Here is a 19894-nt window from a genome sequence, read left to right as displayed (position 1 = left end):
AAATCACCAGTAAATCATGAATTACGACGTTAAAATTTCTTCTGAACTCCAGGTTAAGCCGGCACAGGTAAAAGCAACTATTGAGTTGTTGGACGGGGGAGCGACAGTACCTTTTATTTCCCGTTACCGAAAGGAAGTTACCGGAAGCTTGGATGAGGTGCAGGTGGCAGCCGTACGGGATCGTTTACAGCAGTTGCGGGATTTAGATAAGCGAAAGGAAGCGGTAATCAAATCCATTGAAGAGCAGGGGAAAATGACCGACGCCCTTCTTCAGTCCATTGCCACCGCTGAAACCATGGCCAAATTGGAGGATATTTATTTGCCTTACAAACCCAAGCGGAGAACGAAGGCAACGATCGCAAAGGAAAAAGGACTGGAGCCACTCGCTACCCAGATTTTTAAGCAAGAATCTGTTGATTTGGAGCGTTTAGCCGCTGACTATATCAATGAAGCTCTGGAGGTGAAGAGTTCGGAAGATGCCCTTCAGGGTGCGCGTGATATCCTAGCAGAATGGATTAATGAAAATCCGGAATTACGGGAGAAGATGCGCAAATTGTTTGTGGATCAGGGAACCTTCACTTCGCGGGTCATTCCCGGCAAAGAGCAGGAAGCGGCAAAATACAAGGATTATTTTGACTGGTCTGAACCCATTAAAACCGCTCCTTCCCATCGGGTATTGGCGATGCGACGTGGGGAAAAAGAATTGTTTTTGATGCTGGATTCTTGTCCCGAGGAATCCGATGCCCTCGCTTTAATGGAGCGGGAAATTTTAGAGAATGCCTCCAATTCCTCGGTAGAACAGGTGCGGTTGGCGATTAAGGATGCCTACAAGCGATTGCTCAAACCGAGTATGGAAACCGAGGTGAGACTTTTGACCAAAAAGAAGGCCGATGAGGAAGCGATTCGGGTGTTTGCAGAAAACCTTCGCCAATTGCTTTTGGGTGCGCCCTTAGGCGAAAAAGCCGTCATGGCCATTGATCCCGGTTTTCGAACAGGTTGTAAATTGGTGTGTTTAGGTCCTCAGGGGCAGTTTTTGCATTACGAGGCCATCTATCCTCATGAACCCCAACGAAGGAGCGCAGAATCTGCCATGACCGTTAAGGGATTGGTGGAGCGCTTTTCCATTCAGGCGATCGCCATAGGGAACGGGACTGCCGGACGGGAAACAGAAGCTTTTGTCAAAAATTTAGGCTTACCCAAATCCATCATTGTTACCATGGTCAATGAGGCAGGAGCATCTATTTATTCGGCTTCGGACGTGGCTCGGGAGGAATTCCCTGATTTGGATTTGACTGTGAGGGGAGCAGTAAGTATAGGAAGACGTTTGATGGATCCCTTGGCTGAATTGGTCAAAATCGACCCCAAATCCATCGGAGTGGGGCAATATCAGCACGACGTCGATCAAAGTGCGCTAAAAAATGCGCTGGATGATACCGTGATGTCTGCAGTTAATGGAGTAGGAGTGGAAGTGAATACTGCTTCAAAACAACTGTTGACCTATGTATCAGGCTTGGGTCCTGTATTGGCTCAAAATATCGTGGATTACCGAAATGAGCATGGACCATTCTCCAGTCGATCCCAGTTACTGAAGGTACCTCGCTTGGGGGAAAAGGCCTTTGAGCAGGCTGCCGGCTTTTTACGGATTCGCTCGGCTAAACATCCTTTGGACGGTTCGGGTGTGCATCCGGAACGCTACGAACTTGTCGAGCAAATGGCTAAAGACTTGGGAGCAACAGTTTTGGAGTTGATTCAGTCGGAAGAATTGCGGAAGCGCATCAATTTGAAAAACTATGCCAGCGCCCGGGTAGGAATGCCGACTTTGGAGGATATTTTAGCTGAGCTTTCCAAGCCTGGTCGAGATCCGAGGGAAAGTTTTGAAGTGTTCCAATTTGAGGAAAGTGTCAACAGCATTTCTGATCTAAAAACCGGAATGAAGTTGCCCGGTGTGGTGACCAACATCACCGCTTTTGGGGCATTTGTGGATGTGGGTGTCCACCAGGATGGTTTGGTTCATTTGAGTCATTTGGCGGACCGATTTGTCAAAGATCCCAATGAAGTGGTTCAAGTCAACCAAAAAGTTCAGGTTACCGTGATGGAAGTAGATGTAGCCAGAAAGCGAATTGGCTTGAGTATGAAATCCGATCCCTTTGCCGAGCGTGGGAAAAAGATGGCTAAACCGGTTGAAAATCGATCAGCAAAGCCCAACCAAAAAGAACCCAGTATGGCTGAGAAGCTAGCCATGCTCAAAGGTAAGTTTGGAGGTTGATTTCTTGAAGCCTTGCTTAAAGCAAGTGAATTTAGAAAATGGTTCGAAACGTCCTAAACTGTTGAACGATGGTCATTTTGGCTGGTTGATACCGTAGGGGATCTCGGAAAGATGCATGATCTATTCGATATAGGAATCGTGAAGCTCCACTTGTTCCTGGTAAAAGGACTGACAAATGAAAAAACAGTTATTGGATTCTTTAAAAGGGGTTCGATAGGATTGATAGAGGTAAAATTGTTTTTCTCATCAATCCAATCCTGAAAACTGCCTATTATTCTGTCTTTATTGCAATAATTGGGTTTGTATTTGCCGCTTTGTATGAATGAATAGTTGAACTTAGGGCTGCTATAAAATAAGTAGTCAAGCCTCCGATTAGAAACATCCACCATGTTATATTAATTCGATAGGTAAAAGTTTCAAGCCAATATTCCATCAATAAGAAAGTAATTGGTATGGCCAATAAAAAGGCTATTCCAATTAAAACAGTAAATTCTTTTGAGAAGAAAAGGATAATCTCTGATGAAGTGGCTCCAAATACCTTCCTAATTCCAACCTCTTTTGTTCTTTGTGTGGTTAAAAAAGTCATCAGTCCGATCAAGCCCAAAGTACCAATTACTATCGCTAATGCTGAAAGTAAAGTAAAACCTTTGAACATAAGTAATTCTACAAAATACTCTTTTTGAATCGAATCATCTACAAATTCATAAGAGAATACGGCTCCAGTAAATGTTTTTTTCCAAGCATCTTCAATTTGCTCGGAATCCAATTCACCAAGCTTGATAAATGCTTGATCTTTAAAGTATTCCCAGTTAATTAGGATGCATGGTGAAATTTCGTTTTGAAGTGAATTGTTGTGAAAATCTTTCATTACTCCGATGATTGTTGCTTCTCCTTCATTGGTAATGATTTTTCTTCCTACCGCTTCTTGCGGAGTCCAGCCAAAAGTATTAATCAGGCTTTCGTTAACGATGAATTCATTAAAGTTTGGAGATTTGTTTGTGAAATTTTTTCCTGCAAGCAGGTTTATTCCATAGAAATTCAAATAATTTTCATCACCAATTTTTAACTCAGTCTCGTACCCATCACCCTCTGGCATTTCAGGAACTCTAAATCTAGAGCCTAGCTGTATCCCATTTACTGCCATTGGGGGGCCAGAACCTATTGTGAAATCTAAAACATTTGATGTTTGTCGCAATTGATTTTTAAAAGATTCAATTTTTTCTGCTTGAGGGATTGGAGTCATCACCACTGCCTCTGAGGAAAATCCCAAAGGTTTTTCCTTAAATAAATCCATTTGATAGGTAGCAATGACAGTTGCGATTACAAATGTCTGAACAATAAAAAATTGAACTATTGTAATAGCCTTTCTCGCTGAAAAACCGCGGGTAGGAGTGAAAGGCATTTTGTTTTTAATAATCTTCAAGGGTTTAAAGCGTGAAAGGAATAGGGAGGGATATGCAGTTCCCAGTAAAACAGTAGATATACTAATAATAAGGATTACACCTACATGACCCCACCTCAACTGTAATTCAAGATTAATGGAGGAAAAAACTTGATTCGTCTGGTTGAAAATTAGCGTGACTAGAAGCAGCGAAATAAGGACTGAAATTAGAACTAAGAGGCTGTTTTCCCAAGTAAACTGTTTGAATAGGTCAAGCCTATTGCTTCCTACAATTTTTCGTATTCCTACTTCTTTTCCTCTGTTGGCAGAATGTGCTGTTACTAAATTGACAAAATTTCCAATGGCAAGAAGCAAAATACAGATCCCTATAAATCGGGCATTCATCAAGGTTGAATGACTCATGATATAGCTACCCGGACTATTCCCGTAGCGAGCTTCTGTATGCATTTTACTCAGAGGTTGTAACTTGTACTCAATCCTACTATCATCCTCGTTGCTTAAATATTTCTTTTGCCAATTTTGTATAGCTGTTTCGATTTCTTTAGGAGTTTGATTTTCTGATGTGACAATGAAAGTTGTTCCTCCATAATTCCCTGACCAATTGCTGGCAGGATTGGGGTTCTTAATTTTATATAATTCATAGGGAATTAGCATTTCATATCGAAGGGAAGTATTTCCAGGTGCATCATTAACTATTCCTGTTACTTGCATGGCTTCCTTTCCATCCAAGAGAATTGTTTTTCCAAGAAGGGATTCAAATGAGCTTGGTATTCCAAATAGCTTATTAGCTAAACTTTCAGTTAAAACTACAGAGTTGGGATGCTTGAAGGCAGTATTTCTATCTCCAGAAAGCCATTTTAACTCAAAAGCTTTTGTGTAGTATTGGTCAACATAGAGCGTGTAATTGGATTCAAAAAAAGAGTAATCTATCCCTGAATTTTCGACCCTTACAATGCTTGGAAATGGTCCAGCAGTTTGAGTGACTAGTTCAAGGCTTGGAAAATCTTCACGTAGTGCCTCCGCTAGGGGGTATGCAGTGGTATTCCAATAAAGTGTTTCATCGACATATTTTGTGTGTTGAACAATTCTATAGCTCCTTTCTTGGTAAGGATGATAATTATCAAAACTAGACTCATAATCAGCAAAAACAAATAAAGATAAGCAGCAAGCTATTCCTATTGATAATCCTAAAATACTAATTCCTGAAAAGCTTTTGTTTTTAAGAAGTTGTCTTCCTCCTATTTTTAGATAATGTTTAAACATGGTCATATTGCTAAGATGGCGTATATCGGATTTTTTAATATTTCGTAGCCTAAAAGAACGGATCACATCCCAAATGAACATCCGATTAGCCTTAGATGAGGATAGCTGCTTATGTCTCTGCTCAAATAATTCAACAAGGTCTCCCTCGATTTCTTCTAAGTAATCCTCTCTACAAAACCAGCGGAGGAATTTAAGGGCATTTCGGGGTGGATGCATCAGCCGAAGGAAATTTTTGGAATTCTATTATAAAGTGTGCTTCGTAACGTGAATTGATGATCCAGAGCTTGCTTGCCTAAAGCAGTGATTGTATAATACTTTTTCCTTCTGCCTCCACGTTCTCCGGTAATTCCACCAAACTTTGAGGTTACAAAATCTTTTTCTTCAAGTCTTTTTAGTACTACATGTATTGCGCTGATATTTAATGATTTACCCAATTCTTTTTCTAGCCCGGACAGTATAGAAACACCATATGCATCATCTTGTAATCCTGCAACCATCAATAGAACAAGTTCTTCGAATTCACCAAGGGAATAGTGTGACATTTTAGATATATTTACTTAACAAAAGTAAATATAATAATTTAATTCATATTTGTTAAGTAAATAACTTCTTTCAGATAACCAAGGCAAACAATTGTTCAATTATTCTCAGAATTGGAGCTTATGGATCAATTATTCAGTATCACCAAAAAAACATGATTTCTTTCAAATGGTGCTTTGGCTCATATGATACAGCGTCAAATGGCGTTTGAACAATTGGTTTAAAAAAAATAGTTTTGGTCCAGCGTCAAATGACGCTACTGTACGAAACGCTCAAATAAAAGAGCCCTGGAACAGCTTCAAATGACGGTTTAGGCAGTATTTTTTCTTCAACTCATTCATTTCAGTTGATTGCTAAGATTTGATGATATGTCAGGATTGTTTCCTTCACTCAGGTAGTCTTACTTTTGAATGGGTTGTACATGGTCAGGTGAGGAACATTTACCAAATTGGTAATATGGATTATTATGCGCATGGAAAAGGTAGAGCCCAAAAATGTTGCAATTCAATTCCCACGCTTTTGTATCCAAAATGATAGCTTATTATTGACCGGTTAGCCTATGGAACCTTTTCAATTTCAGAAATAGTGTTTTGACTTATTCCGGTCCTTTAAAGTAATTTATCAAGACTTTAGTTTATTCTCAAGATGGATAGCCTAATTTTCAGCGATGAATTAAATGATTGTCAAATTTTTGGATAATAATCGGAAAAATTCCGATCATGATTCCTTAGTTTGACAATCTAGAGTTCAGAGATCTTTTATATGGGTTTCAGGAGGTACCTCTAACAAGGCATGTTATTTTATCGCTCTTGAACAATTATTAGCGACTGAATGATAAAATTGCTGAATTGATAAAGGAAGGTTGCTTAATTGGTTTGAAAAAAAGGCTTATACGTTCCTGGACCGAAAAGTAACCTAGTGTTGCCTGAATCCCTTCTAATTGCAAATCATTTATAGGGGCCAAGTTAGGTTTCCTTGGAATAAGCACTTTCTTTTTGGGGATTAATTCCTGAACGAGTCTTTGAAACCGGTTCAGTCACTCTTAAATCGTCTAAGGTGATTAAGACAGAAATTGGTAGATTTAGTTTTAAACATGTTCCACTTCCTTATAATTCTTTTGGAATCAGGACGGTTGACATTACTTCTAAGCAGGCAGTGATGATGGCTTCACCAGAAAAGGCGGTTTGTGACAAAATTGTTTTGACAAGGAGGCTGGATTTGAGAAGTGTGAAACAGGCAATCGAGTTTTTAACGGAGGACAGGTGAATTGACGTAGAAAAAATTCGAAGTTTGAATCTCGACCTGATAGAAAACTGGATTTCGGAAGCTCCGAAGCAATCCAGTTTAAAGACGCTCATCAAAACAATTCAAAGTTTATGATACAAGAGTGGTTGAAGTTTTAGGAAAAGTTGATCAACTCGGTCAAAAATTTAAAAGGGGGATAGAACCAGTAGGCTAGATTAATTTTCTTGGATTTTAAATCCTTTAACTTAATAAAGCGTACGGGTTCTATCCCTGTGAAACACCCTAATCATTCCACTTTCTAGTAACAGAAGGTTGCTTATAGGTTGTCATATCTTCTACCCCCTCTGCGGTCCTCATCCCCAGAATCCATCAGGTCCCGATAATCTTCCTCACTGGTTCCTTTGGCAAAGCGGCGGATGTTGTAAGAGAAGGTCAGCATAAAGTAGCGTTGAAGGACATTGGATTGGATATCCTCGATGTAGGTATCGGTGATGTTTCGTCGAATATTATTGTTTTGACGGAAAAGGTCATACACATTGACTGAAATCTCTCCCCGCTGATTGTTGAAAATCTTTTTACCCAAACTCATATTCACCAAAGTAAAGCTTTGATCAAATCCTTCAGAAAGTCCTTTATTGACCTGATGATTGATGTCAGTTCGGAAAATAAACCCTTCCCAGATGATCCAATTAAAATTGATTCGGGCTCGCTGATTGAAGAAATTATTGTTCAGGTTTGGATTGAGGGTATTTTCAACATTGTTAAAAGACAATCGCGTCCAAAGGTTGAAGTCAATTTGATCGCTAATATTACTGCTTAGCGAAACCCCGGTGCTGAGTCTTCTGGAGTTATTAAATCCATATTCATTGTTAACCAAGGTCGGACGCTTGGTATATCCCGCTCCTGCATTGATGTTTAGATTGGACTTGATAAAATCCAAAGGCATTCCGTAACTGGACCAAGATCTGAAATCCCAATATCCATCTAAGTTAACTGGGCTGAATAGCTGAGATCCGGGCTCAAGGATGATTCCGGGTTGGATTTCCGTAGCTTCATCGGCAATGAAGGAACTGTTGGCTACCGTATTATTGACAAAAGACGAAAATGCATACAGGAACCAAGACTGGTCCGTTTCCGGGTTGTTGCTTCGGAATCGCATTCTAAAGCGATGGGCAAAGGATTGATTCAATCCCGGATTACCCACATACAGTTGAAGCGGATTGGAGTTGTCCACTACCGGCTGCAACTCGCGAAGTCCAGGTTCATTGGCCCGCGTATCGTAATCGAAGTTTAGACTGGTATTTTCAGTGATTTGATAATTGAATCTTAAAGAGGGCTGAATACTTTCAAATCTTCGATTCAGCTCAAAAGGATCTGGAAAGCCTTGCGTATTATCCAGCTTGGCATTTTGGTATTGAACCTCGGCTTGCATCCTCACTTTCTCAGTTTGGTATTGGTATCCCAGTTCGGTCTCCTGAGTCAGGAATTTACTTTCAAAGGTATTACTCAGCGTGGTGTCAAGAACAAATTCCGGCTGAGTGGGATCTTCTTCAAAGACATCAAAAATCAATTGATCGGAGTCGTTGAGTCGGTTTCCGATTTCGTATTCGAGTTCCAGTTGGCTTCGTTCACTTAAGGCCTCGGTAAACGAAACTCCGGTTTCCCAGGAAGAACCACTTCGATCCCGATTGATTTGTTGATTGATGATTTCGGTTCGTGGTTCAGGAACAAAGTATTGGTTGGTTGCCAATCGATTGGCACGGTCCTCATTCCAGTTTTCACTTATTCTTCCTCTAAAGGTGAAGGTTCGTCCCGGCTTGTCAAATTTATGACTGTAAAAAATCCGGTTGAAAATATCAAAATCCCGATTTTCTGCCGTCCGCATGTTTTCTACGGTATTGATCAGGCTTGATCCATTGGAGGTTTCCCCAGAGAAGTCGGAATTCTCCGTTTCAAATCGTGCTGAAAATCGTGGGATAAATACGATTCGATTTTTTTCGTCGATATCATATTCCAAGCGCATGTCGAATTGATGACGGTTGTTTACCCGGACATCGTTGGCTACTTCATCGTAGAGCTGATCCGAATCGTCGCTGGTCACAAATTCCCGAAAACGGATTTCCTGACCGATGTTTTCTCTAGAGGAATATAAATAACTACCGGTTACCTGAATTTTATCTCCCCAGGTATCGGTATAGTTCATTCCGAGGATATTGGTGTTGATTACTCCGTTTTGTGGTCGGGCATTGTCTTGGGCATTGGGGTCTGAGGAGAAATCGGTGACATTGACATTATTGGATAGTCCGGTGATCGTGATTCTGCGGTCACCACTGAAATCATTGATGCTGGCACCCGCAAGATACCGGTCATCGGTTCCATAGCCTGCCGAAACCCGACCAAACTGCCCTTTTCTGCGGTTCGGTTTGGTGATGATGTTTACCGTTTTAAGACGCTCTCCATCATCAAAACCACTGAGTCTGGCTTTTTCGCTCAATTGATCAAAAATCTCAATCCCCTGAATTACCTCTGCAGGGAGGTTTTGAAGGGCAGTTCGTACATCGGTGCCAAAGAATGGCTTTCCATCGACCAGAATCTGGCCAATATTTTCACCTTGGGCTTGAAGGGCTCCATCTTGGGAAGTAACTCCTGGGATTTTCTCCAAAAGGGTCTGTGCGCTCGCATCCTTCATCGTTTTGAAGGCGTCGGCATTAAAAAGGGTCGTGTCGGATTTATTTTGACTAGTGGATCGTCTGGCCTGTACGGTAACCTCTTCCAAGTCGGTATCTTCTTGTCGGATGGAGATGGTACCCAAATCCAAATTTTGAGAGACGCTCAGCGACCTGAAATAATTTTCGTAGCCCAGATACTGGACTTTAAGCAAATAATCTCCCTCACGAACCTCTTTAAGTTCAAATCTTCCTTCCAAATCAGAAATAATTCCATCCACTTGACTCGAATCTTCATCATTGAGTAGGAGAATGGTGGCATTGGGAATCGTATTTGAACTTCCGGCTTCTTGGATTTTTCCTACAATGGAATACCGCTGGGCGGAAGCGGATAAACTCAGCGCTAAGGCAAGAACAAGGGTAAAATAAATTTTCATATAGTTGGTTTTTGGATCGGAGCCATGGTGGTAGTTTTCCCTAACTCCACTACAAAACAAGTAAGTTGCCATCAAAATGTTTTCCCTTTTTGGCTAAGCGGTCAATAGAGCAAATGAATTGTTAACCGATCATGTAAAAGCTATTGAATATCAATATATTATAGAATTTTGAAGAAAATCTGAAGTTTTATGACAATTCTTGTCAGAAAACAATGTTTATTTTTATGTCACTGCTATGTTTATAAAAACAACATTTTTATCTTAGTGTCCTGAATCTTAGAAGATATGAAAACAAGCGAAAAAATCAACATTACGACCAAGAACCTGGCCTCTGGAAATTGTCAGGTTAAATTTTTCCTAGAAGATGAACAGAAGCCCCAATACGGCTATTTGTTGATTTCTGAACCCAAGCCAGTGGGTGAAATTATAGCCGAAATTCAACACCGACTGGCGGCAAGACAGAATATCAACCCGCTTTTTCCTATAGAGCCCGCTTCGGAGGATCATAATTTTTATCTCTTTTCGGCATGAGTTACTTAGCTTCCAACCTTCGGTTTTTACGCAAGCAAAAAGGCATCACGCAAAGTGAACTGGCTGAAAAGCTTGAAGTCCAGCGGACTATGATTTCGGCCTACGAGGACGGACGGTCAGAGCCTAAGCTGGGGACACTTAAACAAATTGCAGATTTCCTTGAAGTTGGAATTGAGGAGCTTTTGGAGCATGACATTGAAAGTCTGGGTAGAAAAGCCTTGCAAAACCGGGGAATTAACATCCTGACCATTGCAGCGGATGAAAACGACAATGAAAATATTACCCTAGTCGGTCAAAAAGCTTCAGCAGGCTATCTCAATGGTTTTGCAGATCCGGAGTATATGGAGCAATTGCCCCAATTTCATCTGCCCAATCTCTCCAAGCAAGCCACCTATCGGGCATTTGAACTGGCTGGAGATTCCATGCTTCCACTGATTCCCGGTACCATAGTGATTGGGGCCTATGTGGATCAGCTTTGGTCGATTAGGAGCGGGCGAACCTACATTCTGGTCACTCAAACCGAAGGAGTGGTGTACAAGCGGGTTTTTAATTATTTGGAGGAAAACGGTAAGCTTTTTTTGGTCTCGGACAATGAGCATTACAAACCCTATGAGGTCAAGGGAGAGGATGTCTTGGAGGTTTGGGAAGCTAAAGCGTTTATCAGTACTGATTTTCCGAACCCTGGAGACAAAAAGAAAGCATTGAGTTTGGAGGATTTGGGTGAAATGATCCGGGACATCCAACTCGATTTGCAGAAACTGAAGAAGTAACTCCTAGGGAATTGGGCTTACTGGATTTCAGACCTAATCGAGTAGCATATCTTCAAAGCGTTGTTGGATTTTTCCTACCGCGTCAAAAGCCGGATCGATATTGACTACTCCTTTTCCCAACTCATGCCATAGCCCATCTCCGCAATCTATGTAAGCACCGCGTTTGGTTCCCGGCTCTTCTTTTGCGATTTCATAATGATAGTCTGGGGTGAAAATCAATTTCATCAGCTGAATGGAGTAATCCCAGTTGAGGGTTTCAGTAGTTCCGCCTTGATCTAAGATCACGGTTCGGTTCGAAAAATTAACCGTAATGGTGCAATCGATCGTTTTTTCTTTGGTGACCAATCGATAATTGATCTGAAGGGGAGCTTCTTTTTTGGTGGTTTCGTAAATGGCTTGAATGAGATCTTGAGCCATCAGCTGCCAGATCTCCTGTCTGATCGGAGTTTTGGGAACCGATTCATCATTCAAGTAAAGGATAATTCCTCCTTCGTCGAGTTGGCGTGGAGACCATTTGGTATCTGAAAGTAACTCTTTAATAGGGCTGATCCAGATGGAATTCAACTCTCCTTCGTAGTGATAATCGTCGGCCAGTGTAAATCCCTCATCCAAAATCTCCTGCTCGCTGAGTTCATCCCGGTCGGTGTAATGCAGGTCAAGCTTGACTTGAAGGAAGGATTGACTCCAATCCAACTCCAAGTGGAAAACATGGCTGTAGGGAGGAGGGATAATTCCTGAGTCGTATTCGAGAGTTAATTTTTGGATATCTTCTTTAGAGGACTTCATTTTTTAAGCTTTGCACAAAAGTATATTTTTTCAAGCAATTAAGCTTTTACTTTGCAACTCAAACCCATTTTCATGGAAGAATATCTGGATCGGATCGTTTCTGGCATTTATGAAGACTCCTATGCTGTCCTAGATGACTTTGTGGATGAGATATTTCGTAAAGCCCTTTTTGATGAGCAAACTGATCTGTTGGAAAGCGGAAAGTTTCGTAAGGCCGCTATCGGTACAGGGGATCAGAAACAGGTGAAGCCCGAGATTCGCAGTGATGAAGTGCTGTGGATGGAGCCAAGCCAGTTGAGTATTCTGCAGGCTGAATATTGGCAGCGGGTTGAACAAATCAAACAGGCACTCAATCGACGATGCTTTTTAGGGCTTCAGTCTTTTGAAGCCCATTTTGCACGCTATCCGATCGGGTCTTTTTATAAGCGGCATTTAGATCAATTTCAGCAGGTCCCTTACCGGGCAGTGACCGTAATCCTGTATGTCAATGACCTGTGGACACCGGAAGACGAGGGAGCGCTTCGCATGTATTTGCCCCGAGAGAACGGGAAAGAAGAAGTTTTGGACGTTCTGCCGATGCCGGGTCGGTTGGTGGTTTTTCTCAGTGGGGAAATCCCCCATGAGGTCCTGCCAACCAAAAAGGAGCGGAACAGCATTACCGGTTGGCTTCGTACGATTCCCTAGCGAAGTTTGATGTCAACTTTTTTGACCTGATCGCCTGAAATGGACACCGCGCAGCGTTCAAATTCGGGAATGGAGAATTTGTTGGTAGGATTGTTGGAAAAACCATATTTCTCCTTTGGAAAACCGAGGGAGTTTTTTTTCAGTTCTCCATTTTCATCCTGGTCATGAAATACGGAAATCGCATACTTTCCTTTTGGAAGATCCTTGATTTGAGTGCTAGCCTTCCCGTTTTTGATGGGAATGGAAAGTGAGGTGATCGCTTGATTCGGATCTTCGGGGAATCCCTCCGAACTGGAAAAAACCAAAATTCTAATCAGTCCTTGATTGGAGTCGATGCGGTGAATAGTCAAATTGATGGAGCCAGTTTGAGGCATCATCACTGGGTTTTGCATCCAGATAAAAAGAGAAATTAGCAGGTTAATCATTGCGGAATACTCATGTTACGGTCAATTTTCCCACTTCCTGTTTGACTGAATACCGACAGGAAATAGACTGCCTTCGGACATTCATAGGGGGGAAGCAATTCGGTGAGTTGAGAGAGCAAATGGTTTGCCTGAATTTCGTTTTTCTCTGCCGATTCAATAATGAGGACCAGTTTTTCACCAAATTTAGGATCTGGGATTCCTTTTAAAAAAAAACGGGCGTTCGGAAAATGGCTCACTACCGCTTCTTCGATTTTGGATTCGATTCGCTCGGGATGCAGTTTGATTCCGCCTGAATTCACCACAAAATCGGTTCGTCCAATCCATTGAAATTCATGGGCAGATCCGAGTCGGACCACATCATTGGTCTGGATTTTTTCCCCTAAGCTCATGGGACTTTTTACCCACAAGGCCTGGCGATCATCCACTCCGATTTCTACCTCAGGAAGGGTTTGATAAATTAACTCACCGGTCCCAATTTTTGCCAAAGCGATATGGGATACGGTTTCTGTCATTCCGTAGGTTTGATAGGCTTGAATCTGATTCAAAATCAGTTCTGATTTTAGCGGAGCGCTTAGCGGCGCTCCGCCGATAATCACCTGCTTGACTTTTTTCAGCTTGAGCAGTGAGATAGGATTTTGGAGGCTTTGCTGAATCTGAAGGGGGACCATGGCAATTAAGTCGGGAATTCTTTCCTCGGCAAGTTCGGAAAGGGGATCCGAACTGGGCGGAATCAAGATCACCGGGCAATTCCATTCCATTGCTCGGACCAGCATCATTTTGCCTGCGATATAGGCCGGATGAAGGCAGCAGCAAAGAAGTGATTCTTCATCCATTCCAAAAAAAGCGCCCGTAGCCTGGGCACTGGCTTTCATTTGCGTTCGGTTGATGAGTATTTCTTTTGGCCGTCCGGTGGACCCTGAGGTGAACTGCTGAAATTCTTCCTTTCCCGAAAGCCAAGCTCGACAAAAGGCCATGGCTTGATCTGCGACTGGGTTACCCAGGGGCTTGGCTTCTGTAAAGTCCTCCAGCGAGGAAAAGAGCCTGTCTTGAAACTGAAGTTGGAACATGGGTTATTTTAAAAGCGAAGCGGGTTAGCAGGTCAACAAATTTCGAACAAGCCTGTTATCTTGCAAAAAAATCAGATTTTTAACCAAAAAGAAAATTATGGAGTGGATCACTGCCAAAGAATACGAAGATATCACCTATAAAAAGTGTAATGGGGTTGCCCGGATTGCCTTCAATAGACCGGAAGTCCGCAATGCCTTTCGTCCCAAAACCACCGCAGAATTGTACGATGCTTTTTACGATGCCCAGGAAGATACCTCCATCGGAGTGGTTTTGCTCAGCGGGGAAGGTCCTTCTCCTAAAGATGGAAAATGGGCCTTTTGCTCCGGAGGAGATCAACGGGCACGAGGTCATCAGGGCTATGTGGGGGAGGACGGGTACCACCGGCTCAATATTCTGGAAGTGCAACGTCTGATCCGATTTATGCCCAAAGTAGTCATTGCCGTGGTTCCGGGTTGGGCTGTGGGTGGTGGACACAGTTTGCATGTGGTGTGCGATTTGACTTTGGCCAGTCAGGAGCATGCGATTTTTAAGCAGACCGATGCTGATGTCACCAGTTTTGATGGGGGCTATGGCTCTGCTTATTTGGCTAAAATGGTCGGGCAGAAAAAAGCCCGAGAAATCTTCTTTTTGGGAAGAAACTATTCTGCGCAACAAGCCTATGAAATGGGGATGGTCAATGCAGTAATTCCACATGAAGAGCTGGAAGCTACAGCTTATCAGTGGGCGCAGGAGATTTTGGAAAAATCACCAACTTCCATCAAAATGCTGAAGTTTGCCATGAACCTAACCGATGACGGCATGGTCGGTCAGCAGGTTTTTGCCGGAGAGGCAACCCGGCTGGCTTACATGACCGAGGAGGCTAAGGAAGGAAGAAATGCGTTTTTGGAAAAGCGAAAACCGAATTTCAAGCAGATTAAATGGATCCCATAACGTTGGGGGGGCTAGGTACGGGACATGTTGTTCCCTTTTGGGATTACAGGGGTCAAGGAAAGTGATCAATGGTTCTTGACTACTGCTTGGTTTACCTGCAAGGGCTCAGATTTCCGTGTTCAATCCGGTTGGGATGATCCTAACTCGTCATGGGGAAGAAATGAAGGAGAAATTTTGAATTCCTTTTTCCCCCGGATGCTCCCAAAAAGCGAAGGGTTGAGATCAAAAGTGAAGCGAATAAAAGACCTGAAAAACGGGTAGGCTGAAGGCAAGAGGTTAAAGGAAAGAGGAAATAAGGCAAGAGGAAAGGGGATAAGTCCTGCTAACTAGAGGTAATGACTTGACAAGGACTTATCCCTTCTGCCCTTGATGTTGCTAACATACCAACTTAAATCCATATCCCCGAACATTAAGAATCTGGATTTGCGGGTCTTCCTTGAGTTTTTTACGAAGTTTGGTAATGAAAACATCCATGCTTCGGGCATTGAAAAAATCATCTGAGCCCCAGATTTGATTCAGAATCAGGGTGCGGTCAGTGATGTCATTTGCATTTTCTAAAAGGATTTGCAGCAGTTGGGATTCCCGTGAAGTAAGCGGTTGTTCCCGGTCTGCAAACCTCAACAGTTGCCGGGTGGGATGAAACTCATAGTTTCCCAAGGGAGTCCAATCACTTTGACTTTGACGAACTCGGATTTTATCCAAATGAGCTTTGATCCGAACAATTAATTCTTCCATGCTGAAGGGTTTGCGGATGTAGTCATTGGCCCCCAGTCCAAATCCTTTGACCACATCTTCGGTTTGACTTTTGGAAGTCAGGAAAATAATTGGAGTGTATGGATCTGTTTTTCGAATTTCAGCTGCGATGGAAAAGCCGTCTTTTTTGGGCATCATCACATCCAAAATCAGTACATCCGGTTTTTGGCGAAAGTAGGCTTCCAATGCCTGTTGACCATCGCCACAAAGATGAACGATGAATTCCCGGCTCTCTAGACTTTCTTGGATGATGGTCCCTAGAGCCAGCTCGTCTTCAGCAAGGATTACTTTAATTTTGCTCATGGCCAATAGGTGGTAAACGTGGTCGCTTGTTTTCCTATTTCAAGCTTGATTTTTCCCTGATGTTTTTCCATGATCTTTTTCACGTAGTAAAGCCCGATTCCAAAGCCTTTGACATTATGAATATCCCCTTTCGGAATTCGGTAAAACTGTTCAAAAACATGTTCCTTTTGTTCTGCGCTGATATTTCCTCCATTGTCATGGATTCTCACTTGGTTAATTCCGTTTTGATCCAGACTGACTTGGATCCTTGATCCGCCGTATTTTACCGCATTATCGATGAGGTTGGAAATCGCGTTCTCAAAATGAAAAGGATCCGCAAAAATGGGAGTTGGATTGGCGGGCAAAATCAATTCGATCGATTTCTCCGGGGATAAAGTCTGGAATTTTTGAATAAGTTGACGCAGAAGGGATTCTGGATCCAGGGCTTCTTTCTTCAATACCAATTGGTCTGAATTTAAGGTGGCAGTTTCCAGAAGTTTTTCTACCATATGATTCAACTTGAGCATCTGATTTTTGGAAATACCCAAATACCTCTTGTTTTTTGAGGGATCGTTTTCAGGGTTGAATTGTTGGATACCCTCGATGGCCGAAAGCGTAGTCGCGATCGGGGTTTTGAATTCGTGGGTGATGTTGGCAATTAAGTCTTGCTTGATTTCAGCAATTTCCTTTTGGCTTTTGATGGTTTGATAGAGGTAATAGAAGGCATAAACAATGATTCCGAGGAAAAGTAAGGAAATCAGGAGTTCGAAAATTCCACGCTTCAGCAGCGTTTTTGCCGTATTCTCAAATTGGAGTGCCAAGGTTTGATCCTTGGGTAGAAAGGTAGAACGCGAAACCACCTGGGAATTGATGGCATCAGCCTGAAGTACAAGAGACGAATCAGAGGTTGATTTTTTATCCCGTTGGATCAGCCTATAATCGATTTCTATTTTTCTTCGGTCGAGTTCAGATTTAAGGTTTTCCCGTATTTTTCCCAGTTCGATCGAATCTCGGGTAATTGAAATGATGATTCTTTTGGTCAAAAACTGGATTTGAGAAAGACTGTCGGCTGCATCCTGACCAAAGAAAATCTTCAAGTCATTGACCTGGTCCAATGCATGGTTTTTTAGCGAGTCAATTCCCGGGAAAGTAGTTAAGCTGTCGGGGCTTACCAGGGAAATAAAAATGGAGTCAGGCTTTGCATTTTCCAATCCCTCGATGGCTCTGAACAACATTTTGCTGTTGCCAATCCGTTCAAAAAATGGAGTAGAAGGTTCAGTTGAACTGAGCGTGTCGACTTGCATGAAATAGGTGGAGTCCGTGTCAGAACTCAAACTATCTGCGAGACCAGAAAGCCGGAAAGACTGTCCTATTTCCAAGTTGTCAGTCAAGGTGATCACATTGGTTTTAGCAAGTTCGGCATAATAGCTTTCTACAGCATTATCCAGACTTTCCTGAATATCACTGACCAATTGACGCTGGATAATTTCAAACTGGGCATACATTCGCCAAGCCTGCACTCCTATACTTACCAGCAAGGTCACCCCAATCAACATTCCTATGCGCTTGAATTGTAAATTTTTCACATCCCTAAATTAGAAGTATAAAAAAGGGGAAAAAAATGGGGTTAACACACGTTAACAGTCCTTAACGCATTGTGGAGGCTGCATTCTTTTGGTTTGTGTCGAGAACAAAAATGAATTTCCAATCAAAATCACGATCGAAACGATGAATGCTAAACCCTTTTTACTCGCTTTCTTATTTTTCCTATTCCTAGCTCCCCTTCATTCCACAGCACAGGGAATTACCGGAAGGGCTTATTACAGATCCTCCTCTCAAATCTCCATTTCCATGGATTCCACCCAAATGGGATCCGAACAAATCGCTGAAATCAAAGCCCAGCTTAAAAAGCAAATGGATAAAGATTACATACTTTCCTTTACCCAAACCGAATCCAATTGGAAGGAATCCGAAAGTCTTGGAGGAGCACCAACCATGGCATCTTCAGGCGTGAGGACTATGGTGATCACCGGCGGAGGTAGCGATCGCATGTTATACAAAAACATTGCTGATCAATCTTTTGTGCAAGAGCAGGAAATCATGGGCAAGGAATATTTGATCAAAGATCGTTTGGAACCGGCCGAATGGGAACTCACGGGTGAAAGCAAACAAATCGGAGATTACACCGCTCAAAAAGCAACTTTTTCCAGAATTATAGACTCCCAACGCTTCTCTACCGGGATGACCGAAATGGAAAATGTGAAAGACACGATTCAGGTAACCGCTTGGTTTACTCCTGAAATTCCCGTTTCCCATGGCCCGGAGAATTATTTCGGATTGCCTGGGCTAATCCTAGAATTACACCATCAAGGAAGAGTTCTGATCTGCGAAAGAATCGAACTCAACCCCGCTGCAAATCCGGTCAAGATCGAACAGCCCAAAAAAGGGAAACTCGTGTCCAGAGCGGAATTTCGGGAAATTGAAGCTGAGCGACTAAAGCAAATGATGAATCAGTACCAGGGAAAGCCCGGTGAGGGGAATCAATTCACCATTAAAATCGGGAACTAGCCAAGAGCACTAAGTTCCTTGACCACAATTGCTTCACCCACAAATCTCAACCTTAGTCTTTCAGAATTTCCATTCTTTTAAACACAGCCATGTCATTTTCTAAGCATCTGATCACCGCCTTTCTTCTTTTGTTGATTTCTGCAAGTGCTTGGTCCCAGACCAAGCCCCTGATCGGACAGGTGTTGGATAGCCTGAATCAGCCGATTGCCTATGCCAATGTGGTGGTCATCAATCAAAGCACCCAAAAGATCGGGGGATTTGGGATTACCAATGAAGAAGGCCGATTTAAGGTCACGCTTACATCGGGCCCGGAGTACCTTTTGAGGGTTTCCTTTGTGGGCTATCAGCAGTTTGAACGGGTCATCTCAACCTGGGATTCGGAAACACCCCTGCAGGTCATTCTTTCAAAAAGCGATATCGAACTGGGCTTGGTGGAAGTGGTTTCCGAAATGCCGGTAACCATGAAAGGGGATACCCTAACCTACAAAACCGAAGCATTCACCACTGGAAACGAACGAAAGCTGGAAGACGTTTTGGAGAAGCTCCCGGGATTTCAGATCGATGACAATGGAGAGGTAAAAGTGCAGGGAAAGAAAGTAGACAAGGTATTGGTAGATGGAAAGCCATTCTTTGACGGGGATACCAAGCTTGCGACCCAAAATCTTCCTGCCAACGCAGTAGACCGGATCCAGGTGCTAAAAAATTTCAATGAAATCGCCCCCATCCGAGGTCTGGACAACAACGAGACATTGGCCTTGAATGTCCAATTGAAAGAGGGGAAGAAAAATATGGTTTTTGGGGATATTACCGCCGGTGCTGGTCCTCAGAGGAGGTATTTGACCCATACGAATGCATTTTACTATGCTCCAAAACTTAACCTGAACCTGATTGCAGGTGCCAACAATGTAGGGGAACAACCCTTCACCTTACAGGATTACTTCCGCTTCAGTGGGGGGATGGCCGGTTTGGGGGGCAGGACCGGTTCAAGTCTAAGGTTGAGTGGGGATGATCTGGGTATTCCTTTGGCCACTCGCAGTAATGCAGCTTCGCTAGAGACCTCGCTTGGAGCCTTTAATTTTAATTTCAATCCAAGTAACAACTGGCGGCACTCCGGCTTTTTGATCGGATCAAGTTCTGACAATACCTTGGGAAGTACTTCCTTGCGTACCTATTTAAACGCAGGAGAAAACAATCAAGAATTGCTTAATTCGGCCAGTAGGATAGAAAACAAATCCGGTGTGTTAAAATATGCCCTGACCTTCACTCCAAATGAGGAAA

The 19894-nt window shown here is 42.7% G+C and carries 15 protein-coding genes; 7 read left to right on the top strand and 8 right to left on the bottom strand.

The features are described from left to right. The first annotated feature begins 16 nt into the window (after window positions 1-16). Window positions 17-2266, top strand: a complete 2250-nt coding sequence (locus Q0L00_RS14765) for a Tex family protein (protein ID WP_297337655.1) — start codon at window positions 17-19, stop codon at window positions 2264-2266. A 271-nt stretch (window positions 2267-2537) separates the two neighbouring features. On the opposite strand, the gene Q0L00_RS14760 is transcribed toward Q0L00_RS14765, so the two are convergent. From Q0L00_RS14760 to Q0L00_RS14750, 3 genes are all read right to left on the bottom strand, one after another. Then, window positions 2538-5147, bottom strand: coding sequence for an ABC transporter permease (locus Q0L00_RS14760; protein WP_297337654.1), 2610 nt, complete (start codon window positions 5145-5147; stop codon window positions 2538-2540). Continuing rightward, entirely contained in the window at window positions 5147-5473 is a 327-nt protein-coding gene (locus Q0L00_RS14755) for a helix-turn-helix transcriptional regulator (RefSeq protein ID WP_297337653.1), read from the bottom strand. The genes Q0L00_RS14760 and Q0L00_RS14755 overlap by 1 nt, the downstream gene beginning before the upstream one ends. Window positions 5474-7032: 1559 nt before the next feature. Beyond that, window positions 7033-9819, bottom strand: coding sequence for an outer membrane beta-barrel protein (locus tag Q0L00_RS14750; RefSeq protein ID WP_297337652.1), 2787 nt, complete (start codon window positions 9817-9819; stop codon window positions 7033-7035). A 285-nt stretch (window positions 9820-10104) separates the two neighbouring features. Here Q0L00_RS14750 and Q0L00_RS14745 point away from each other — a divergent pair, with 285 nt between their 5' ends. Both Q0L00_RS14745 and Q0L00_RS14740 read left to right on the top strand, forming a co-directional pair. Next, window positions 10105-10350, top strand: a complete 246-nt coding sequence (locus Q0L00_RS14745; protein ID WP_297337651.1) for a hypothetical protein — start codon at window positions 10105-10107, stop codon at window positions 10348-10350. Beyond that, window positions 10347-11120, top strand: a complete 774-nt coding sequence (locus Q0L00_RS14740; protein ID WP_297337650.1) for a LexA family transcriptional regulator — start codon at window positions 10347-10349, stop codon at window positions 11118-11120. The genes Q0L00_RS14745 and Q0L00_RS14740 overlap by 4 nt, the downstream gene beginning before the upstream one ends. Window positions 11121-11153: 33 nt before the next feature. Here the strand turns inward: Q0L00_RS14740 and Q0L00_RS14735 are convergent, their stop codons facing one another. After that, complete coding sequence (locus Q0L00_RS14735) at window positions 11154-11906, bottom strand: hypothetical protein (protein ID WP_297337649.1); 753 nt, start codon at window positions 11904-11906, stop codon at window positions 11154-11156. A 72-nt stretch (window positions 11907-11978) separates the two neighbouring features. Between Q0L00_RS14735 and Q0L00_RS14730 the strand changes: the two genes are divergently transcribed. Further along, window positions 11979-12590 carry a 2OG-Fe(II) oxygenase gene (locus Q0L00_RS14730; RefSeq protein WP_297337648.1) on the top strand — a complete coding sequence of 204 codons (612 nt, stop codon included), beginning with the start codon at window positions 11979-11981 and terminating at the stop codon, window positions 12588-12590. Here the strand turns inward: Q0L00_RS14730 and Q0L00_RS14725 are convergent. Both Q0L00_RS14725 and Q0L00_RS14720 read right to left on the bottom strand, forming a co-directional pair. After that, window positions 12587-13015: a DUF2141 domain-containing protein gene (locus Q0L00_RS14725; protein ID WP_297337647.1), complete on the bottom strand. Its 429-nt coding sequence runs from the start codon at window positions 13013-13015 to the stop codon at window positions 12587-12589. The genes Q0L00_RS14730 and Q0L00_RS14725 overlap by 4 nt on opposite strands. Then, window positions 13012-14082 (bottom strand): AMP-binding protein, encoded by a 1071-nt coding sequence (locus tag Q0L00_RS14720; protein WP_297337646.1) that lies wholly within the window; start codon window positions 14080-14082, stop codon window positions 13012-13014. Before Q0L00_RS14720 ends, Q0L00_RS14725 begins: the two co-directional genes overlap by 4 nt. Window positions 14083-14179: 97 nt before the next feature. Between Q0L00_RS14720 and Q0L00_RS14715 the strand changes: the two genes are divergently transcribed. After that, the gene (locus tag Q0L00_RS14715; protein ID WP_297337645.1) at window positions 14180-15013 is read left to right on the top strand and encodes a 1,4-dihydroxy-2-naphthoyl-CoA synthase; all 834 of its coding nucleotides are present in this window, start codon (window positions 14180-14182) and stop codon (window positions 15011-15013) included. Between the two features lie 375 nt (window positions 15014-15388). Here Q0L00_RS14715 and Q0L00_RS14710 read toward each other — a convergent pair whose 3' ends face one another. Then, window positions 15389-16069: a response regulator transcription factor gene (locus Q0L00_RS14710; RefSeq protein ID WP_297337644.1), complete on the bottom strand. Its 681-nt coding sequence runs from the start codon at window positions 16067-16069 to the stop codon at window positions 15389-15391. Further along, window positions 16066-17634 (bottom strand): HAMP domain-containing sensor histidine kinase, encoded by a 1569-nt coding sequence (locus Q0L00_RS14705; protein WP_297337643.1) that lies wholly within the window; start codon window positions 17632-17634, stop codon window positions 16066-16068. Before Q0L00_RS14705 ends, Q0L00_RS14710 begins: the two co-directional genes overlap by 4 nt. A gap of 142 nt (window positions 17635-17776) precedes the next feature. On the opposite strand from Q0L00_RS14705, the gene Q0L00_RS14700 reads away from it, so the two are divergent. Beyond that, window positions 17777-18616, top strand: a complete 840-nt coding sequence (locus tag Q0L00_RS14700) for a GLPGLI family protein (protein ID WP_297337642.1) — start codon at window positions 17777-17779, stop codon at window positions 18614-18616. Between the two features lie 89 nt (window positions 18617-18705). Next, the coding region (locus tag Q0L00_RS14695) for a carboxypeptidase-like regulatory domain-containing protein (RefSeq protein ID WP_297337641.1) at window positions 18706-19894 on the top strand (1189 nt) is incomplete at its 3' end.

The sequence above is a fragment of the Algoriphagus sp. genome (assembly GCF_024305035.1).
Taxonomy (GTDB): domain Bacteria; phylum Bacteroidota; class Bacteroidia; order Cytophagales; family Cyclobacteriaceae; genus Algoriphagus.
Note: the sequence above shows the minus strand (reverse complement) of the source record. Positions and strands in the feature narration are given on the sequence as shown.